Source organism: Aquabacterium sp. (assembly GCF_029946005.1).
Lineage (GTDB): Bacteria > Pseudomonadota > Gammaproteobacteria > Burkholderiales > Burkholderiaceae_C > Aquabacterium.
Genome location: NZ_JAQSDR010000007.1, coordinates 1 through 17237 on the forward strand (window position 1 = coordinate 1; position 17237 = coordinate 17237).

The following is a 17237-nucleotide window of genomic DNA, read 5'->3' on the forward strand; positions in this document are numbered from 1 at the left end:
TGGACATCAAGATCCAGGGCATCACCAAGGAAATCATGCAAGTGGCGCTGGCGCAAGCCAAGGAAGCCCGTCTGCACATCCTGGGCAAGATGGTCGAAGCCATGTCGGGCGCCAACACCGAAGTCTCGGAATTCGCGCCCCGTCTGTACACCATGAAGATCAACGCCGACAAGATCCGTGACGTGATCGGCAAGGGCGGCGCCACCATCCGTGCGCTGACCGAAGAGACCGGCTGCCAGATCAACATCAGCGAAGACGGCACGATCACCATCGCGTCGACGGACGCCGACAAGGCCGAACAAGCCAAGAAGCGCATCGCCGAGATCACGGCCGAAGTCGAAATTGGCAAGGTCTACGAAGGCCCTGTCACCAAGTTGTTCGACTTTGGTGCCCTGATCAACCTGCTGCCTGGCAAGGACGGCCTGCTGCACATCAGCCAGATCGCCCACGAGCGCGTCGAGAAGGTCTCCGACTATCTGACCGAAGGCCAGATCGTCAAGGTCAAGGTCATGGAAACCGACGAAAAGGGCCGCGTCAAGCTGTCCATGAAGGTGCTGCAAGAGCGTCCTGAGGGCATGGCCCCTGAGCGCGAGCGTTCCGATCGTGGTGACCGCGGCGACCGCGGCGACCGTGGTGGCCGTGATCGCAATGACCGTGGCGATCGCGGTGACCGTGGTGGTTCGCCAGATCAAGAGCAACAGCAAGTGTGATGGTCATGGCCCTGTCCAAGAAACTCGTCGTCGGCAACTGGAAGATGCATGGCAGCCGCGCTGCCAATGCCGAACTCCTCAAAGGTTTGCTTCAGGCCGATCTGAGCGCTTCGGCGCCGCGATCGAATGTGGTGGTGTGCGTGCCTTTCCCCTACCTGGGAGAGGTGGCGGCAACGCTGCAGGGCAGTGCCATCACCTTTGGATCGCAAGACGTGTCTGCTCAAGCCCAGGGTGCCTACACCGGTGAGGTGTCGGGCGCCATGGTGCGTGAATTCGGTGCGCACTACGCCATCGTGGGGCACTCCGAGCGCCGCGGCTACCATGCTGAAAGTGATCAACTGGTGGCCGACAAGGCCAAGGCTGCGTTGGCGCAGGGCTTGGTGCCCATCGTTTGCGTGGGCGAAACCTTGGCCGAGCGCGAGGCTGATCAGACCGAATCGGTGGTTGCTCGCCAGTTGAAGGCTGTGACCGACACCCTGGGTGCTGATGTGACCAAGGTGGTGGTGGCCTATGAGCCGGTCTGGGCCATTGGTACCGGCAAGACCGCTTCACCCGCGCAGGCTCAGGCCGTGCACGCTTTCCTGCGTGCGCAGCTCAAGGCGGCGCAGGCCTCGGCGGTCACGGTGCCCTTGCTCTATGGCGGCAGTGTCAAGTCTGACAATGCCGCCGAGCTCTTCTCTCAAGCCGACATTGACGGTGGCCTGATTGGCGGAGCCTCCTTGAAGGCTTCCGATTTCGCCGCCATTGCCCGCGCCGCCTGAGGCTGCGCAGCTACATCTGGAGTTTTGACAACATGCAAGTTTTTGCAACCCTGGTGCAAGTGCTCCAGATCATCTCGGCCATGTCCATGATCGGCCTTGTGCTGGTTCAGCATGGCAAGGGCGCCGACATGGGTGCATCCTTTGGCAGTGGTGCTTCCGGCAGCCTGTTTGGCGCCACCGGCAGTGCCAACTTTCTGTCGCGCTCCACCGCGGTGGCAGCCACGGTGTTCTTCCTGGCCACGCTGGGTTTGGCGTATGTGGGCAACCACCGCGCTTCCCCGACGGATCAGCCAAGCGTGTTTGACCAGCCTGCAGCCGCAGCTTCTGCTGCCGCGAAATCGGCTTCCGGCGCCGCGCTGATTCCCACGAAATGAGCTTCAATGGGGTGGGCGCAACGCTCCCCTCATTCAATTTCGGGTTAGAATGTAAGTCTTCGGTGAGCAAGCCTCAAGCAAGCCGAACTTGATGTTCAATGCAGGCCGTGTGGTCTGTTTTAGCCCCATGCCGACGTGGTGAAATTGGTAGACACGCTATCTTGAGGGGGTAGTGGCGAAAGCTGTGCGAGTTCGAGTCTCGCCGTCGGCACCAAGTGTTCAAACCGTGTCTTCGCACCACCCAATGATCAGCCTGCTTCTCGCTATTTTGCTTGATGTTCGCGGACAGTGTTGCAAAGCCACCTAAGGTAGGCGCGTGTGAGTTCGCAGCTCAGCGCGCTTTTTGCTTTTCGAATGTGTTTCAATCGCATGTTGCCTGTTCTGTCCTGCCTGAGAGCTGCCAGTCATGATGAATCTTGAGAATTACCTGCCCGTCATCCTCTTCATCTTGGTGGGTGTCGGAGTCGGGGTGGTCCCTCAGTTGCTTGGCTTCCTGCTGGGCCCGCGTCGTCCTGATGCAGCTAAAAATTCCCCTTATGAATGTGGCTTCGAGGCCTTTGAAGACGCGCGGATGAAGTTCGACGTGCGCTACTACCTCGTGGCCATTCTGTTCATTTTGTTTGATCTGGAAATCGCTTTTCTCTTCCCCTGGGCTGTGGCCCTGAAGGAAGTGGGCATGGCAGGCTTCACCGCCATCATGCTGTTTTTGGGCATCCTCGTCGTGGGCTTTGCCTACGAGTGGAAAAAGGGCGCCCTGGACTGGGAATGAGGTAATCAACATGGGTATCGAAGGCGTCTTCAAAGAGGGCTTCATCACCACATCGGCGGACACGCTGATCAACTGGTCCAAGACTGGCTCCTTGTGGCCGATGACGTTTGGCCTGGCCTGCTGCGCGGTTGAAATGATGCACGCAGGGGCAGCGCGCTACGACATCGACCGTTTCGGCATGCTGTTCCGTCCCAGCCCCCGTCAGTCCGACCTGATGATCGTGGCAGGCACCTTGTGCAACAAGATGGCACCAGCCTTGCGCAAGGTCTATGACCAGATGGCTGAACCCCGCTGGGTGCTGTCCATGGGCTCGTGTGCCAACGGTGGTGGTTATTACCACTACAGCTACTCGGTGGTGCGCGGTTGCGACCGCATCGTGCCAGTGGACGTCTATGTGCCGGGCTGCCCGCCCACGGCCGAGGCCCTGCTGTACGGTGTTCTGCAATTGCAGGCCAAGATCCGCCGCGAAAACACCATTGCCCGCTGAGAGCGCAGGACTGTTTCAATGAGCACCAAACTCGACACCCTGCAAGCCGCGCTGCACTCTGTGCTGGGCGATGCCGTCAAGCGGCTGGACAACCTCAAGGGCGAACTGACCCTGACCGTGTCCAGCGCCCAATACATCCAGGTGGCCACCACCTTGCGCGACCACCCTGAACTGCGCTTCGAGCAGCTTCAGGACCTGTGTGGGATGGACTACTCCACGTACAAGGATGGCGCCGCTTCGATCTATGCCGAAGGTCCACGTTACTGCGTGGTCAGCCACCTCTTGTCCGTGGCAAAAAACTGGCGCCTCCGCCTGAAGGTCTTCGCCACCGATGACGACCTGCCCATGGTGGCCTCGGTCAACGACGTCTGGAGTTCTGCCAACTGGTTCGAGCGCGAAGCTTTTGACCTGTACGGCATCATCTTCGAAGGTCACATCGATCTGCGCCGCATCCTCACCGATTACGGCTTCATCGGCCACCCCTTCCGCAAAGACTTCCCGACCTCGGGCCACGTTGAAATGCGTTACGACCCCGAACAGCGTCGCGTGATCTACCAGCCGGTGACGATTGAGCCGCGCGAGATCACCCCGCGCATCATCCGTGAAGACAACTACGGAGGCCTGAAGTAATCATGGCCGAGATCAAGAACTACACCCTGAACTTCGGGCCCCAGCACCCGGCTGCCCACGGCGTACTGCGCCTGGTGCTCGAGCTCGACGGCGAAGTCATCCAGCGCGCTGACCCGCACATCGGTCTGCTGCACCGCGCCACTGAAAAACTGGCCGAGTCCAAGACCTTCATCCAGTCGCTGCCCTACATGGACCGCCTGGACTACGTCTCGATGATGGCCAACGAGCACGCCTACTGCCTGGCCATCGAGAAGATGATGGGCATCGACGTGCCCGAGCGTGCCCAGTACATCCGCGTGATGTTCGCCGAGATCACCCGGGTGCTGAACCACTTGCTGTGGTTGGGCTGTCACGGTTTCGACTGCGGTGCGATGAACATCCTCATCTACTGCTTCCGCGAACGCGAAGACCTGTTCGACCTGTATGAAGCCGTATCAGGCGCGCGCATGCACGCCGCCTACTTCCGTCCGGGTGGCGTTTACCGCGACCTGCCGGACACCATGCCGCAGTACAAGGTCAGCAAGATCAAGAACGCCAAGACCATTGCGCGCCTGAACGAAAACCGCCAGGGGTCCATGCTGGACTTCATCGACGATTTCACGCAGCGTTTCCCTGGCTTGATCGACGAATACGAAACCCTGCTGACCGACAACCGCATCTGGAAACAGCGCACCGTGGGCATCGGCGTGGTCTCGCCCGAGCGGGCTCTGAACCTTGGCTTCTCAGGCGCCATGCTGCGTGGTTCAGGCATCGTCTGGGACCTGCGCAAACACCAGCCCTACGATGTCTACGACCGCATGGACTTCGACATTCCCGTGGGCAAGAACGGAGACTGCTACGACCGCTACCTGGTCCGCGTGGAAGAGCTGCGCCAGTCCAACCGCATCATCAAACAGTGCGTGGATTGGCTGCGTGCCAACCCCGGCCCGGTCATCACTGACAACCACAAGGTGGCCCCCCCTTCCCGCCTCGAGATGAAGACCTCGATGGAAGAGTTGATCCACCACTTCAAGCTCTTCACCGAAGGCTTCCACGTGCCGGAAGGCGAAGCCTATGCGGCCGTGGAGCATCCCAAGGGCGAGTTCGGCATCTACCTGTCCAGCGATGGTGCCAACAAGCCTTACCGCTTGAAGATCCGCGCGCCGGGCTTCCCGCACCTGGCCGCACTCGACGAAATGAGCCGTGGCCACATGCTGGCCGACGCCGTGGCCATCATCGGCACGATGGACATCGTGTTCGGTGAGATCGACCGCTAAGAAGCGAGATGACTGACAAACCCATGCTCAGCGAACAAACCAAAGCGCGTTTCGACCGCGAAGTGGCCAAGTACCCGGCCGATCAGAAACAATCCGCGGTGATGGCCTGCCTGTCCATCTTCCAGCACGAGAACGGCTGGATCTCGCCCGAAGGCGAGAAGCTGATCGCCGAGTACCTGGGCATGGCGCCCATCGCGGTGCGCGAGGTCGCCACCTTCTACAACATGTACAACCAGCAGCCGGTGGGCCAGTTCAAGCTGAACGTGTGCACCAACCTGCCATGCCAGTTGCGTGATGGCCAAAAGGCCCTGGAGCACCTGTGCCACAAGCTGGGCATCGAAGCAGGCGAGACCACGGCCGATGGCCTGTTCACCGTGCAGCAAAGCGAATGCATGGGCGCTTGCGCCGATTCGCCAGTGCTGATGGTCAATGACCGCCAGATGGTCAGCTTCATGAGTAACGACCGCCTCGATGCGTTGGTCGACACGCTCAAGGCCAACGCCAAATAATCGAGGACCACACAGATGTTGGACCTTTCCCAATTCCAATCGACCGGCCAGGAAACTGTTTTCCACGGTCGGCACCTCAATGCCCAGATCTACGCTGATCTGGACGGCAAGAACTGGGGCCTGCAGGATTACCAGGCGCGCGGCGGTTACACGGCCTTGCGCAAGATCCTGGGTCTGGACGGCGGCGAGGGCATGACGCCTGAGCAAGTGATTGCTGACGTGAAGCTCTCGGCCCTGCGTGGCCGTGGTGGCGCCGGTTTTCCCACGGGTTTGAAGTGGAGCTTCATGCCCCGCGCTTTCCCCGGCCAGAAGTACCTGGTGTGCAACTCCGACGAGGGCGAGCCGGGCACGTGCAAGGACCGCGAGATCCTGATGTACAACCCGCACATCGTGATCGAAGGCATGGCGATTGCGGCCTACGCCATGGGCATCAGCGTGGGCTACAACTACATCCACGGCGAGATCTTCGAGGTGTATGAACGCTTCGAAGCTGCCCTGGAAGAAGCGCGCGCCGCCGGCATGCTTGGCAACAACATCATGGGCAGCAAGTACAGCTTCCAGCTGCACGCTTTCCATGGCTTTGGCGCCTACATCTGCGGCGAAGAAACCGCGCTGCTCGAATCGCTCGAAGGCAAGAAGGGCCAGCCCCGCTTCAAGCCACCGTTCCCGGCCAGCTTTGGCTTGTACGGCAAGCCCACCACGATCAACAACACCGAGACCTTCGCGGCGGTGCCCTGGATCATTCGCAACGGCGGCCAGGCTTTCCTCGAAGTGGGCAAGCCCAACAACGGCGGCACCAAGCTGTACTCGGTCAGCGGCGACGTCGAGCGTCCTGGCAACTACGAGATCCCCATGGGCACGCCTTTCCCCAAGCTGCTTGAGCTGGCGGGTGGCGTGCGTGGCGGCAAGAAGCTCAAGGCCGTGATCCCCGGTGGATCGTCGTCGCCCGTGCTGCCCGCGCACATCATGATGGAATGCACGATGGACTATGACTCCATCGCCAAGGCCGGCTCCATGCTGGGCTCGGGCGCGCTGATCGTGATGGACGAAACCCGCTGCATGGTCAAGAGCCTGCAACGCCTGTCCTACTTCTACATGCACGAATCCTGTGGCCAGTGCACGCCTTGCCGCGAAGGCACGGGCTGGCTGTGGCGCATGGTTGACCGCATCGAGAAGGGCCATGGCCGCGTCGAAGACATCGACCTGCTGAACTCCGTGGCCGACAACATCCAGGGCCGCACCATCTGCGCGCTGGGCGATGCCGCCGCCATGCCGGTGCGCGCCTTCATCAAGCACTACCGCGATGAATTCATTCATCACATCGAACACAAGACCTGCGTGGTCCCTGCCTATGTATAACTGCCCCCACGCTCGGAATACCTCGCTGCCCCCCGAGGGGGCTGGCCTTCCTTGGGGCGGCCCGGCGGAAGGCCGGTCGCACGCGGGTAAAGGTGAGTACAAACATGGTTGAAATCGAACTCGACGGACAGAAAGTCCAGGTGCTTGAAGGCAGCATGGTCATGCATGCGGCCGAGCAAAACGGCACTTACATCCCGCACTTCTGCTATCACAAGAAGTTGTCGATCGCGGCCAACTGCCGCATGTGTCTGGTGGACATCGAAAAGGCGCCCAAGCCGATGCCGGCCTGCGCTACGCCAGTGACGCAAGGCATGATCGTGCGCACCAAGAGCGACAAAGCCATCAAGGCCCAACAGGGCGTGATGGAGTTTTTGCTGATCAACCACCCGCTGGATTGCCCGATCTGTGACCAGGGCGGCGAGTGCCAGTTGCAGGATCTGGCCGTGGGCTATGGCGCTTCTTCTTCGCGCTACGAAGAAGAAAAGCGTGTGGTCTTCAAGAAGGAGGCGGGCCCGCTCATCTCGATGCAAGAGATGAGCCGCTGCATCCAGTGCACCCGCTGCGTGCGCTTCGGCCAGGAAATCGCCGGTGTGATGGAGCTTGGCATGATCCACCGCGGTGAGCACGCCGAGATCACCACTTTCGTGGGCAACACGGTCGACTCCGAACTGTCGGGCAACATGATCGACATCTGCCCCGTTGGCGCGTTGACCAGCAAGCCCTTCCGCTACCAGGCTCGCACCTGGGAGTTGTCACGCCGCAAGAGCGTGTCGCCGCATGACTCCACCGGCGCCAACCTGATCGTTCAAGTGAAGAGCGGCAAGGTCCTGCGCGTGGTGCCTCTGGAAAACGAAGCCGTCAATGAATGCTGGATCGCCGACCGCGACCGCTTCAGCTACGAAGCTTTGAACAGCGACCAGCGCCTGACCAAGCCCATGCTCAAGCAGGGCGGCCAGTGGCGCGAAGTTGACTGGACCACCGCGCTGGAATACGTTGCCAACGGCCTGAAGGGCGTGAAGAACGACCATGGCGCCGAAGCCATTGGTGCACTGGGCACGGCCCATAGCACGGTGGAAGAGTTGTACCTGCTGGGTCAACTGGTGCGTGGTCTGGGCAGCGACAATGTCGACACCCGCCTGCGTCAATCTGATTTCACCATCACGCCAGGCGCGACATGGCTGGGCCTGCCCATCGCCGAGCTGTCCACACTGGACCGGGCTTTGGTGATCGGCTCCTTCCTGCGCAAGGATCATCCGCTGTTCTCGTCGCGCCTGCGCCATGCCGCCAAGCGCGGTGCGCAGGTCAATGTGATCGGCGCCACCACCGACGACTGGCTGCTGCCCATCTCGCAACGCATCGTCGTGGCGCCAAGCGCCTGGGCCCAGACCCTGGCCGATGTGGCCGTGGCCGTGGCCGAAAGTCAGGGCGTGTCGGCCCCTGCGCAAGGCAATGCCACCCCAGCGGCCCAGGCCGTGGCGGCATCGCTGCTGTCTGGCGAAAAGAAAGCCATCCTGCTGGGCAATGCCGCCGTGCATCACCCGCAAGCTGGGGTCCTGCACGCCCTGGCGAACTGGATTGGCGAGCAAACCGGCGCCACCGTCGGCTTCTTGGGTGAAGCAGCCAACACCGTCGGCGCGCAACTGGTGGGTGCTCAGCCCCAGCAGCGCGGTTTGAACGCTGGTCAGATGCTGTCCGGCCAGCAGATCAAGGCCGTGCTGCTGCTGAACGCCGAACCCGAGTTCGATGCTGCCAATCCCTCGGCGGCCCGCGCTGCGGTCAACAACGCGCAAATGGTCGTGTCGCTCTCGGCCTTCAAGTCCGGCGCCAACGACTACGCCGATGTGCTGCTGCCCATCGCGCCGTTCTCCGAAACTTCCGGCACGTTCGTGAACGCCGAAGGCCGCGTGCAAAGTTTCCATGGCGTGGTCAAGCCCCTGGGCGACACCCGTCCGGCCTGGAAGGTGCTGCGCGTGCTGGGCAACATGCTCGGTATTCCGGGCTTCGAGTTCGAGACCTCCGAAGAAGTCCGCGCTGCCGCGCTGGGCGACTTGGCCGCGATCCCTTCGCGCTTGTCGAACCAAAGCACGGCCACGATCCAGTTGCAAGGCTCAACAGGTGGGCTGGAGCGCATCGCCGATGTGCCCATTTACAGCGCCGATGCCCTGGTGCGCCGCTCTGAGTCCCTGCAAAAAACGGCTGACGCCAAGCCACCCGTGGTCAGCCTGTCCAAGGCCTTGTGGGCCGAGTTGGGACTGGCCGATGGTGCGCAGGTGAGGGTGTCGCAAGACAAGGGCTCCGCCACCTTGAGCGCCGAGCTGGATGCCAGCTTGCCTGCCAATGTGGTGCGCGTGCCCGCAGGCCATGCCCTGACGTCTTCGTTGGGTGCCCAGTTCGGTGCCATTCGGGTTGAAAAACTCGGCGTCGACAAGGTCTGAGGCCAAGGAACATCACATGATCGATACCATTTACACAGCTGGCGAAGGTGCCCTGGGAGGCGCCTGGCCCGTGGTCTGGACGCTGATCAAGATCGTCTGCGTTTTGCTGCCTTTGCTGGGATGCGTGGCCTACCTGACCTTGTGGGAGCGCAAGTTCATTGGCTGGACGCAAGTGCGTCCCGGTCCCAACCGCACAGGTCCTTATGGCCTGCTGCAGCCCATCGCAGACGCCGTGAAGCTGATCTTCAAGGAGATCATTGTTCCGTCGGCCGCCAACAAGGGCCTGTTCTTCCTCGGCCCTGTCATGACCATCATGCCGGCGCTGGCCGCGTGGGCGGTCGTGCCGTTTGGTCCTGAAGTGGTGCTGGCCAATGTCAACGCCGGTCTGCTGTTCCTGATGGCGATCACCTCGCTGGAAGTCTATGGCGTGATCATCGCGGGCTGGGCGTCCAACTCCAAATACGCCTTCCTGGGCGCCATGCGCGCTTCGGCCCAAATGGTGTCGTACGAAATCGCCATGGGCTTCTGCTTGGTGATCGTGCTGATGGTGTCGGGCTCTCTGAACATGAGCGACATCGTGCTGTCGCAAGACAAGGGCATGTTCGCCAGCGAGGGCTGGAGCTTCATGTCGTGGAATTGGCTGCCTTTGCTGCCCATCACTGTCGTCTACTTCATCTCCGGCCTGGCTGAAACCAACCGCCACCCCTTTGACGTGGTGGAAGGCGAGTCGGAAATCGTGGCCGGCCACATGGTCGAGTACTCGGGCATGGCCTTCGCCATGTTCTTCCTGGCCGAGTACGCCAACATGATCCTGGTGTCGGCCTTGGCTGCCGTCATGTTCTTCGGTGGCTGGCTGGCGCCAGTGCACGCCCTGAATTTCATCCCCGGGTGGATCTGGCTGTTTGGCAAGACCTTCCTCATCGTGACCATGTTCCTGTGGGTGCGGGCATCGTTTCCCCGCTTCCGTTTCGACCAGATCATGCGTCTGGGCTGGAAGATCTTCATCCCGATCACCCTCGTGTGGTTGGTGATCGTGGGGGGCTGGATCATGTCTCCCTGGAACATCTGGAAGTAAGGGGCCGCCACCATGAGCACCACTGCAAGCTTCTCTCTCAAGAGCTTCGTCTCGAGCTTCTTCCTCGCGGAGATGTTCAAGGGCCTGGCCCTGACGGGCCGCCACTTCCTCAAACCACACATCACGGTGCAGTTTCCGGAAGAAAAGACGCCCATGTCGCCGCGCTTCCGTGGCCTGCACGCCCTGCGCCGTTACGACAACGGCGAAGAGCGCTGCATCGCCTGCAAGCTGTGCGAAGCCGTTTGCCCGGCCATGGCCATCACCATCGAGTCCGAAGTGCGTGACGACGGCTCGCGCCGCACCACGCGCTACGACATCGATCTGACCAAGTGCATCTTCTGCGGCTTCTGCGAAGAAAGCTGCCCGGTCGATTCGATCGTCGAGACGCACATTTTTGAATACCACGGCGAAAAGCGTGGCGATCTGTACTTCACCAAGGACATGCTCCTGGCCGTGGGCGACCGCTACGAAAAAGAAATCGCAGCCAGCAAGGAGGCGGACGCGAAGTACCGCTGATCCGACAAACACATGGACACCTTAACTGCGCTCTTCTACGTTTTTTCCTTCGTGCTGCTGTATGCGGCCTTTCGCGTGATCACCGCGAAAAGCCCGGTCAGCGCGGCCCTGCACTTGGTGCTGGCCTTCTTCAGCGCGTCCTGCATCTGGATGCTCTTGCAAGCCGAATTCCTGGCCATTGCGCTGGTGCTCGTCTACGTGGGGGCGGTCATGGTGCTGTTCCTCTTCGTGGTGATGATGCTGGACATCAACATCGACTCGATCCGCCAAGGCTTTTGGAAGCACTTCCCACTGGCCGGTTTGATCGGTGTGGTCATCGCGCTGGAAATGGCCTTCGTGCTGACCCGGGGGTTCGATTTGGGCCTGCCCAAGGCTTTCCCGCCTGAAGTGGCCAAGTACCCGAACACCAAGGCGCTGGGCATTGAGCTCTACACGCACTACCTGTTCCCGGTGCAGATCGCGGCGGTCATCCTGCTGGTGGCCATCATCGCGGCCATCGCCTTGACACTGCGTCGCCGCAAGGACTCGCATTATCAAAACCCGGCTGAGCAAGTCAAAGCCACCAAGGCCGACCGCTTGCGCATCGTCAAGGTCGATGCCGTGGTTGAAAAGCCTGCTGCCCCTGTGGACTCCTCCACCCCCGCCAATCCCTCTGGAGGTCAGGCATGACCGCTGTGACCCTTGGACACTACCTGTCACTGGGCGCGATCTTGTTCGCCATGTCCGTGATCGGCATCTTTTTGAACCGCAAGAACCTGATCGTGCTGCTGATGGCCATCGAGCTGATGCTCCTGGCCGTCAACATGAACTTCGTCGCGTTCTCCCACTACCTGGGCGACATGGACGGGCAGGTCTTCGTGTTCTTCATCCTGACGGTGGCAGCCGCCGAATCGGCGATTGGCCTGGCCATCCTCGTGGTGCTGTTCCGCAATCGGCAATCGATCAACGTGGACGAGCTCGACACCCTCAAGGGTTGATCGGCGGGCGTCAGGAGAACCATAACAATGTCAGAGCTCACTCTCAACAACCTGCTGGTCGTGCCCTTGGCGCCGCTGGTGGGTTCGATCGCGGCCGGCCTGTTCGGCAAGGCCATTGGCCGCCGCGGATCCCACGTGTTGACCATCCTGGGTGTGTTGATTGCCTTCATCTTCTCGGCCATGACGCTGCAAGCGGTGGTCCAGGACGGGGCGCATTTCAACCAGACGGTCTATGAATGGATGACCCTCGGGTCGCTGAAGATGGAAGTCGGCTTCATGGTCGACGGCCTCACCGCCATGATGATGTGCGTGGTGACCTTCGTCTCGCTGATGGTGCACATTTACACCATCGGCTACATGGCAGAAGACGACGGTTACCAGCGCTTCTTCAGCTACATCTCGCTGTTCACCTTCTCGATGCTGATGCTCGTGATGAGCAACAACCTGCTGCAGCTGTTCTTCGGCTGGGAAGCGGTGGGCCTGGTGTCCTACCTGCTGATCGGGTTCTGGTTCAAAAAGCCCACGGCCACCTTCGCCAACATGAAGGCCTTTCTGGTCAACCGGGTGGGCGACTTCGGCTTCATCCTGGGCATTGGCCTGATCGTGGCCTACACCGGCTCGCTCAGCTACACCGAGATCTTCGCCAAGGGCAGCGACCTGGCCGCGCTGACGCTGCCCAAGACCGACTGGTCGCTGATCACGGTGATCTGCATCTGCCTGTTCATCGGCGCCATGGGCAAGTCGGCGCAGTTCCCCCTGCACGTCTGGCTGCCTGATTCGATGGAAGGCCCGACCCCCATCTCCGCTCTGATCCACGCCGCCACCATGGTGACGGCGGGCATCTTCATGGTGTCACGCATGTCGCCGCTGTTCGAGTTGTCCGATGCCGCGCTGAACTTCATCGTGGTGATCGGTTCGATCACGGCGCTGTTCATGGGGTTTCTGGGCATCATCCAGAACGACATCAAGCGCGTGGTGGCGTATTCCACGCTGTCGCAACTGGGTTACATGACCGTGGCCCTGGGCGTGTCCGCCTACAACGTGGCCGTGTTCCACCTGATGACGCATGCCTTCTTCAAGGCGCTGCTGTTCCTCGGCGCGGGTTCAGTCATCATGGGCATGCACCATGATCAGGACATCCGCAACATGGGCGGCCTGCGCAAGTACATGCCCATCACCTGGATCACGTCCTTGCTGGGCTCGCTGGCCCTGATTGGCACGCCGTTCTTCTCGGGCTTCTATTCGAAGGACAGCATCATTGAAGCCGTGCACGCCAGCCATCTGCCAGCGGCAGGCTTTGCCTACTTCGCCGTGATCGCCGGGGTTTTCGTGACCGCCTTCTACAGCTTCCGCATGTATTTCCTGGTCTTCCATGGCAAGGAACATTTCCACCACAAGCCTTTCCCGGGCGAGCACGACCATCACGACGACCACGCTGATGCCCATGGCCACGGTGACCACCATCATGCGCACACACCGCATGAATCACCCTGGGTGGTGACGGTGCCGCTGGTGCTGCTGGCGATTCCCTCGGTCGTGATCGGCTGGTTCACCATCCAGCCCATGCTGTTTGGCGAGTTCCTCAAGAGTGCGATCTTTGTCGATCTGGAACGCCATCCCGCCATGGAAGAGTTGGCCCACGAGTTCCACGACGCCACCGCCATGGCCTTGCACGGCCTGAGCACGCTGCCGTTCTGGCTGGCACTGGGCGGTGTGGTCACGGCCTACGTGTTCTACATGGTCGCGCCGCAGATCCCGGCCTTCTTTGCTCGCGTGCTGCGTCCGCTGATCGTCATCGGCGAGAACAAGTACTACCTCGACTGGTTCAACGAAAACGTGCTGGCCGCTGGCGCCCGTCTGCTGGGCCGTGGCCTGTGGAAGATCGGCGACGAGACCCTCATCGACGGCTTGGCCGTGAATGGTTCGGCCAAGCTGGTCGGCCTGATCAGTTCGCTGGTGCGCCTGTTCCAGACCGGTTACCTCTATCACTACGCGCTGGTCATGATCTTGGGGGTGTTCGCCCTCATGACATGGTTCGTGTTCATGCAACATTGAGCGCGGGACCAGTTCATGCAAACAATGTCCAATACCCTTTCTCTGGCCATCTGGATTCCGGTGGCGTTCGGGGCTTTGCTGCTGGCCATCGGCCGTCAGGAAAACGCCAAGGTCACCCGCTGGATTGCGCTGATCGGCGCCATCGTCGGCTTCCTGGCCACCATCCCGTTGATGGCTCAATTCGACAATGGCACAGCGGCCATGCAGTTCGTCGAGAAGTCCGCCTGGATCGAACGCTTCAACGTGTTCTACCACCTGGGCGTTGACGGCATCTCGATGTGGTTCGTGCCGCTGACGGCGTTCATCACCATCATCGTGGTGCTGGCGGGCTGGCAGGTCATTGAAGACCGTCCCCACCAGTATTACGGCGCCTTCCTGATCCTGTCGGGCCTGATGATCGGCGTGTTCTCGGCCATCGACGGGCTGCTGTTCTACGTTTTCTTCGAAGCCACGCTGATCCCGATGTACATCATCATCGGCGTGTGGGGCGGACCGCGCCGGGTCTACGCGGCGTTCAAGTTCTTCCTGTACACGCTGCTCGGCTCGCTGTTGATGCTGATCGCGCTGATCTTCCTGTACTACAAGTCGGGTGGCAGCTTCGACATCCTGACCTGGCACAAGCTGCCCCTTCCGGCCTTGGCTCAGTCGCTGCTGTTCGGCGCTTTCTTCGCGGCCTTTGCCGTGAAGGTGCCGATGTGGCCGGTGCACACCTGGTTGCCCGACGCCCACGTCGAGGCGCCCACGGGTGGTTCGGTCGTGCTGGCCGCCATCATGCTGAAGCTGGGTTGCTACGGCTTCCTGCGCTTCATGCTGCCCATCGTCCCGGATGCCAGCCGTGAGTTCGCCCCTGTGGTGATCACGCTGTCGCTGATCGGCGTGATCTACATCGGCCTCGTGGCCATGGTGCAGCAGGACATGAAAAAGCTGGTGGCGTATTCGTCCATCGCGCACATGGGCTTCGTCACCCTGGGTTTCTTCATCTTCAATGAGCTGGGCATGTCCGGCGGCCTGGTGCAGATGATTGCCCACGGCTTCGTGTCGGGCGCCATGTTCCTGAGCATCGGCGTGCTGTACGACCGGGTTCACTCGCGCGAAATCGCCAGCTACGGCGGGGTGGTCAACACCATGCCCAAGTTCGCGGCGTTTGCCTTGCTGTTCTCGATGGCCAATTGCGGCCTGCCGGGCACCGCGGGTTTCGTCGGCGAGTGGATGGTGATCCTGGGTGCGGTTCAGTTCGACTTCCTCATCGGCCTGCTGGCCGCCACCGCGCTGATCTTTGGCGCGGCCTACACGCTGTGGATGTACAAGCGCGTGTACCTGGGCGACATCGCCAATGACGATGTGCGTGGCCTGACCGACCTCAATGCCCGCGAATTCCTGATCATGGCCATCCTGGCCGTTGCCGTGCTGTGGATGGGCATCCAGCCCAAGCCTTTCACCGATGCGATGCACGTGTCCGTGACCGAGCTGCTCAAGCACGTGGCACAAAGCAAGCTGAACTGAGGCCCGAGAACAACATGACACAACTGAACTGGCTCGCGGTCGCCCCCGAGATCTTGTTGCTGACCATGGCTTGCGTGATTGCGCTGGTGGATCTGTTCGTGACCCATCCGCGTCGCTTGCCGACCTACATCCTGACCATGGTGTCGCTGGCCGCCGTGGCGGGCCTGCACCTGGGCGCGCTGGACGTCAGCAGTTCCAGCTATGCCATGCAGCGCATGGTGGTGACCGACCCGATGGGGCATTTGCTGAGCTTTTGCGCCACTTTGGCCGTGATGGCCAGCCTGGTCTATGCGCAGACCTATGCCGGTGCGCGCGACATCCTCAAGGGCGAGTTGTTCACCCTGAGCATGTTCGCTTTGCTGGGCATCTCGATCATGATCATCGGCAACAACTTCCTGACCATTTACCTGGGTCTGGAGCTGATGTCGCTGTCGTCGTACGCATTGGTGGCCTTGCGCCGTGACCATTCGCAATCGACCGAAGCCGCCATGAAGTACTTCGTGCTGGGCGCGCTGGCCAGTGGCTTCCTGCTGTACGGCCTGTCGATGATGTACGGCGCCACTGGTTCGCTGGACCTGGGTGAGGTCTACAAGGCCACGCTGTCGGGCCAGATCAACAAGCAGGTGTTGGTATTCGGTCTGGTGTTCATCGTGTCGGGCCTGGCCTTCAAGCTGGGGGTCGTGCCTTTCCACATGTGGATCCCCGACGTGTACCAAGGTGCGCCCACCGCTGCCACGCTGATGGTGGCAGGTGCCCCCAAGCTGGCCGCCTTCGCGATCACCATCCGACTGTTGGTGGAAGGCCTGATCAACACCGCCACCGACTGGCAGCAGATGCTGATGATCCTCGCCGTGGCTTCGATGGCGCTGGGCAACCTGGCGGCCATTGCACAGACCAACCTCAAGCGCATGCTGGCTTACTCCGGCATTGCGCAACTGGGTTTCATGTTGCTGGGCTTCGTGCCCAGCGTGGTGTCGGGCAATACCTTGTCATCCAGCAATGGCTATGGCTCGGCCTTGTTCTACGTGCTGACGTATGTGCTGACCACCTTGGGCACCTTCGGCATCATCATGTTCCTGTCGCGCCCCGGTTTCGAATCCGAGCAGGTCTCTGACCTGGCGGGCCTGAACAAACGCAGCCCCCAGATGGCCGCTGTGATGGCGATCTTCATGTTCTCGTTGGCAGGCTTGCCGCCCACCGTGGGTTTCTACGCCAAGCTGGCGGTGCTGCAGTCGCTGGTGACCACCAGCTCGGCTTTGCACCTGCAGTTGGCCATTGCTGCCGTGATGCTCTCGTTGGTGGGCGCTTTTTACTACCTGCGCATCGTCAAGGTCATGTACTTTGACGAGCCCACCGACACCACCCCGGTCACGGCCAGTGGCGAGGCCCGGGCCTTGCTGTCGGTCAATGCCATCGCGGTGTTGGGCCTGGGCATCCTGCCTGGCGGCTTGATGGCCTTGTGCGCTCGCGCCATCACCCAGTCGCTGGCGGGCTGATCGAGCATGGGCGGCTTGATCCCGGTGTGGGCGGTGGTCGCCGTGTTGGCAGTGGCCATGCTGGCGGCCAACGCCCCTTTCTTGAATAACCGGCTGTTCTTGCTGGGCCCGACGCGCGTGCCCAAGTCACTCTTCGTGCGGCTGCTGGAGTTGCTGGTGTACGCCAGCCTGGTCTTTGGCCTGGGGCGAGCCCTGGAGGGGCAGTTGGGCCAAGCCAGCCCCCAGCGCTGGGAGTTCTATGCCGTGGGCATGCTGACTTTCCTGACCCTGGCTTTTCCCGGTTTTGTGTGGCGCTACCTGCGTCGCAATGCGGTGCACTGAGCTG

General features: G+C 61.2%; 18 protein-coding genes and 1 tRNA gene. All 19 read left to right on the top strand.

Annotated elements, in window-relative coordinates; all coding sequences use genetic code 11:
- Positions 1-710, top strand: a 710-nt coding sequence (locus PSV38_RS04925; RefSeq protein ID WP_300545578.1) for a S1 RNA-binding domain-containing protein, incomplete at its 5' end; no start/stop codon positions are given.
- 11 nt (positions 711-721) lie between these two features.
- A complete protein-coding gene (gene tpiA / locus PSV38_RS04930; protein WP_300545595.1) occupies positions 722-1471 on the top strand; it encodes a triose-phosphate isomerase in 750 nt (249 codons plus the stop codon).
- Positions 1472-1503: 32 nt separating this feature from the next.
- Positions 1504-1845, top strand: a complete 342-nt coding sequence (gene secG / locus PSV38_RS04935; RefSeq protein WP_300545581.1) for a preprotein translocase subunit SecG — start codon at positions 1504-1506, stop codon at positions 1843-1845.
- Between the two features lie 129 nt (positions 1846-1974).
- Positions 1975-2059 (top strand) — tRNA-Leu (locus tag PSV38_RS04940).
- Between the two features lie 195 nt (positions 2060-2254).
- On the top strand, positions 2255-2614 hold the full coding sequence (locus PSV38_RS04945; protein WP_230179739.1) for an NADH-quinone oxidoreductase subunit A: 360 nt from the start codon (positions 2255-2257) through the stop codon (positions 2612-2614).
- Between the two features lie 10 nt (positions 2615-2624).
- Entirely contained in the window at positions 2625-3101 is a 477-nt protein-coding gene (locus PSV38_RS04950) for an NADH-quinone oxidoreductase subunit B (RefSeq protein WP_300540260.1), read from the top strand.
- 18 nt (positions 3102-3119) lie between these two features.
- A complete protein-coding gene (locus tag PSV38_RS04955) occupies positions 3120-3731 on the top strand; it encodes an NADH-quinone oxidoreductase subunit C (protein ID WP_300540262.1) in 612 nt (203 codons plus the stop codon).
- Between the two features lie 2 nt (positions 3732-3733).
- Positions 3734-4987 (top strand): NADH-quinone oxidoreductase subunit D, encoded by a 1254-nt coding sequence (locus tag PSV38_RS04960; RefSeq protein WP_300540264.1) that lies wholly within the window; start codon positions 3734-3736, stop codon positions 4985-4987.
- 23 nt (positions 4988-5010) lie between these two features.
- Complete coding sequence (nuoE, locus tag PSV38_RS04965) at positions 5011-5496, top strand: NADH-quinone oxidoreductase subunit NuoE (RefSeq protein ID WP_300540357.1); 486 nt, start codon at positions 5011-5013, stop codon at positions 5494-5496.
- Between the two features lie 15 nt (positions 5497-5511).
- Complete coding sequence (nuoF, locus tag PSV38_RS04970) at positions 5512-6855, top strand: NADH-quinone oxidoreductase subunit NuoF (protein WP_300540266.1); 1344 nt, start codon at positions 5512-5514, stop codon at positions 6853-6855.
- A 104-nt stretch (positions 6856-6959) separates the two neighbouring features.
- Entirely contained in the window at positions 6960-9290 is a 2331-nt protein-coding gene (nuoG, locus tag PSV38_RS04975) for an NADH-quinone oxidoreductase subunit NuoG (RefSeq protein WP_300540268.1), read from the top strand.
- A 16-nt stretch (positions 9291-9306) separates the two neighbouring features.
- On the top strand, positions 9307-10365 hold the full coding sequence (gene nuoH, locus PSV38_RS04980; RefSeq protein WP_300540269.1) for an NADH-quinone oxidoreductase subunit NuoH: 1059 nt from the start codon (positions 9307-9309) through the stop codon (positions 10363-10365).
- A 12-nt stretch (positions 10366-10377) separates the two neighbouring features.
- The gene (gene nuoI, locus PSV38_RS04985) at positions 10378-10881 is read left to right on the top strand and encodes an NADH-quinone oxidoreductase subunit NuoI (RefSeq protein ID WP_300540271.1); all 504 of its coding nucleotides are present in this window, start codon (positions 10378-10380) and stop codon (positions 10879-10881) included.
- A 12-nt stretch (positions 10882-10893) separates the two neighbouring features.
- Entirely contained in the window at positions 10894-11550 is a 657-nt protein-coding gene (locus PSV38_RS04990) for an NADH-quinone oxidoreductase subunit J (protein ID WP_300540273.1), read from the top strand.
- Positions 11547-11858 carry an NADH-quinone oxidoreductase subunit NuoK gene (gene nuoK / locus PSV38_RS04995; RefSeq protein WP_230179292.1) on the top strand — a complete coding sequence of 104 codons (312 nt, stop codon included), beginning with the start codon at positions 11547-11549 and terminating at the stop codon, positions 11856-11858. Before PSV38_RS04990 ends, nuoK begins: the two co-directional genes overlap by 4 nt.
- Before the next feature lie 27 nt (positions 11859-11885).
- Positions 11886-13913 carry an NADH-quinone oxidoreductase subunit L gene (gene nuoL / locus PSV38_RS05000; protein ID WP_300540275.1) on the top strand — a complete coding sequence of 676 codons (2028 nt, stop codon included), beginning with the start codon at positions 11886-11888 and terminating at the stop codon, positions 13911-13913.
- 24 nt (positions 13914-13937) lie between these two features.
- The gene (locus tag PSV38_RS05005) at positions 13938-15416 is read left to right on the top strand and encodes an NADH-quinone oxidoreductase subunit M (protein ID WP_300540277.1); all 1479 of its coding nucleotides are present in this window, start codon (positions 13938-13940) and stop codon (positions 15414-15416) included.
- Between the two features lie 14 nt (positions 15417-15430).
- Positions 15431-16912, top strand: coding sequence for an NADH-quinone oxidoreductase subunit NuoN (nuoN, locus tag PSV38_RS05010; protein ID WP_300540278.1), 1482 nt, complete (start codon positions 15431-15433; stop codon positions 16910-16912).
- Between the two features lie 6 nt (positions 16913-16918).
- Positions 16919-17233 (top strand): DUF2818 family protein, encoded by a 315-nt coding sequence (locus PSV38_RS05015; RefSeq protein ID WP_300540280.1) that lies wholly within the window; start codon positions 16919-16921, stop codon positions 17231-17233.
- Positions 17234-17237: the final 4 nt, after the last annotated feature.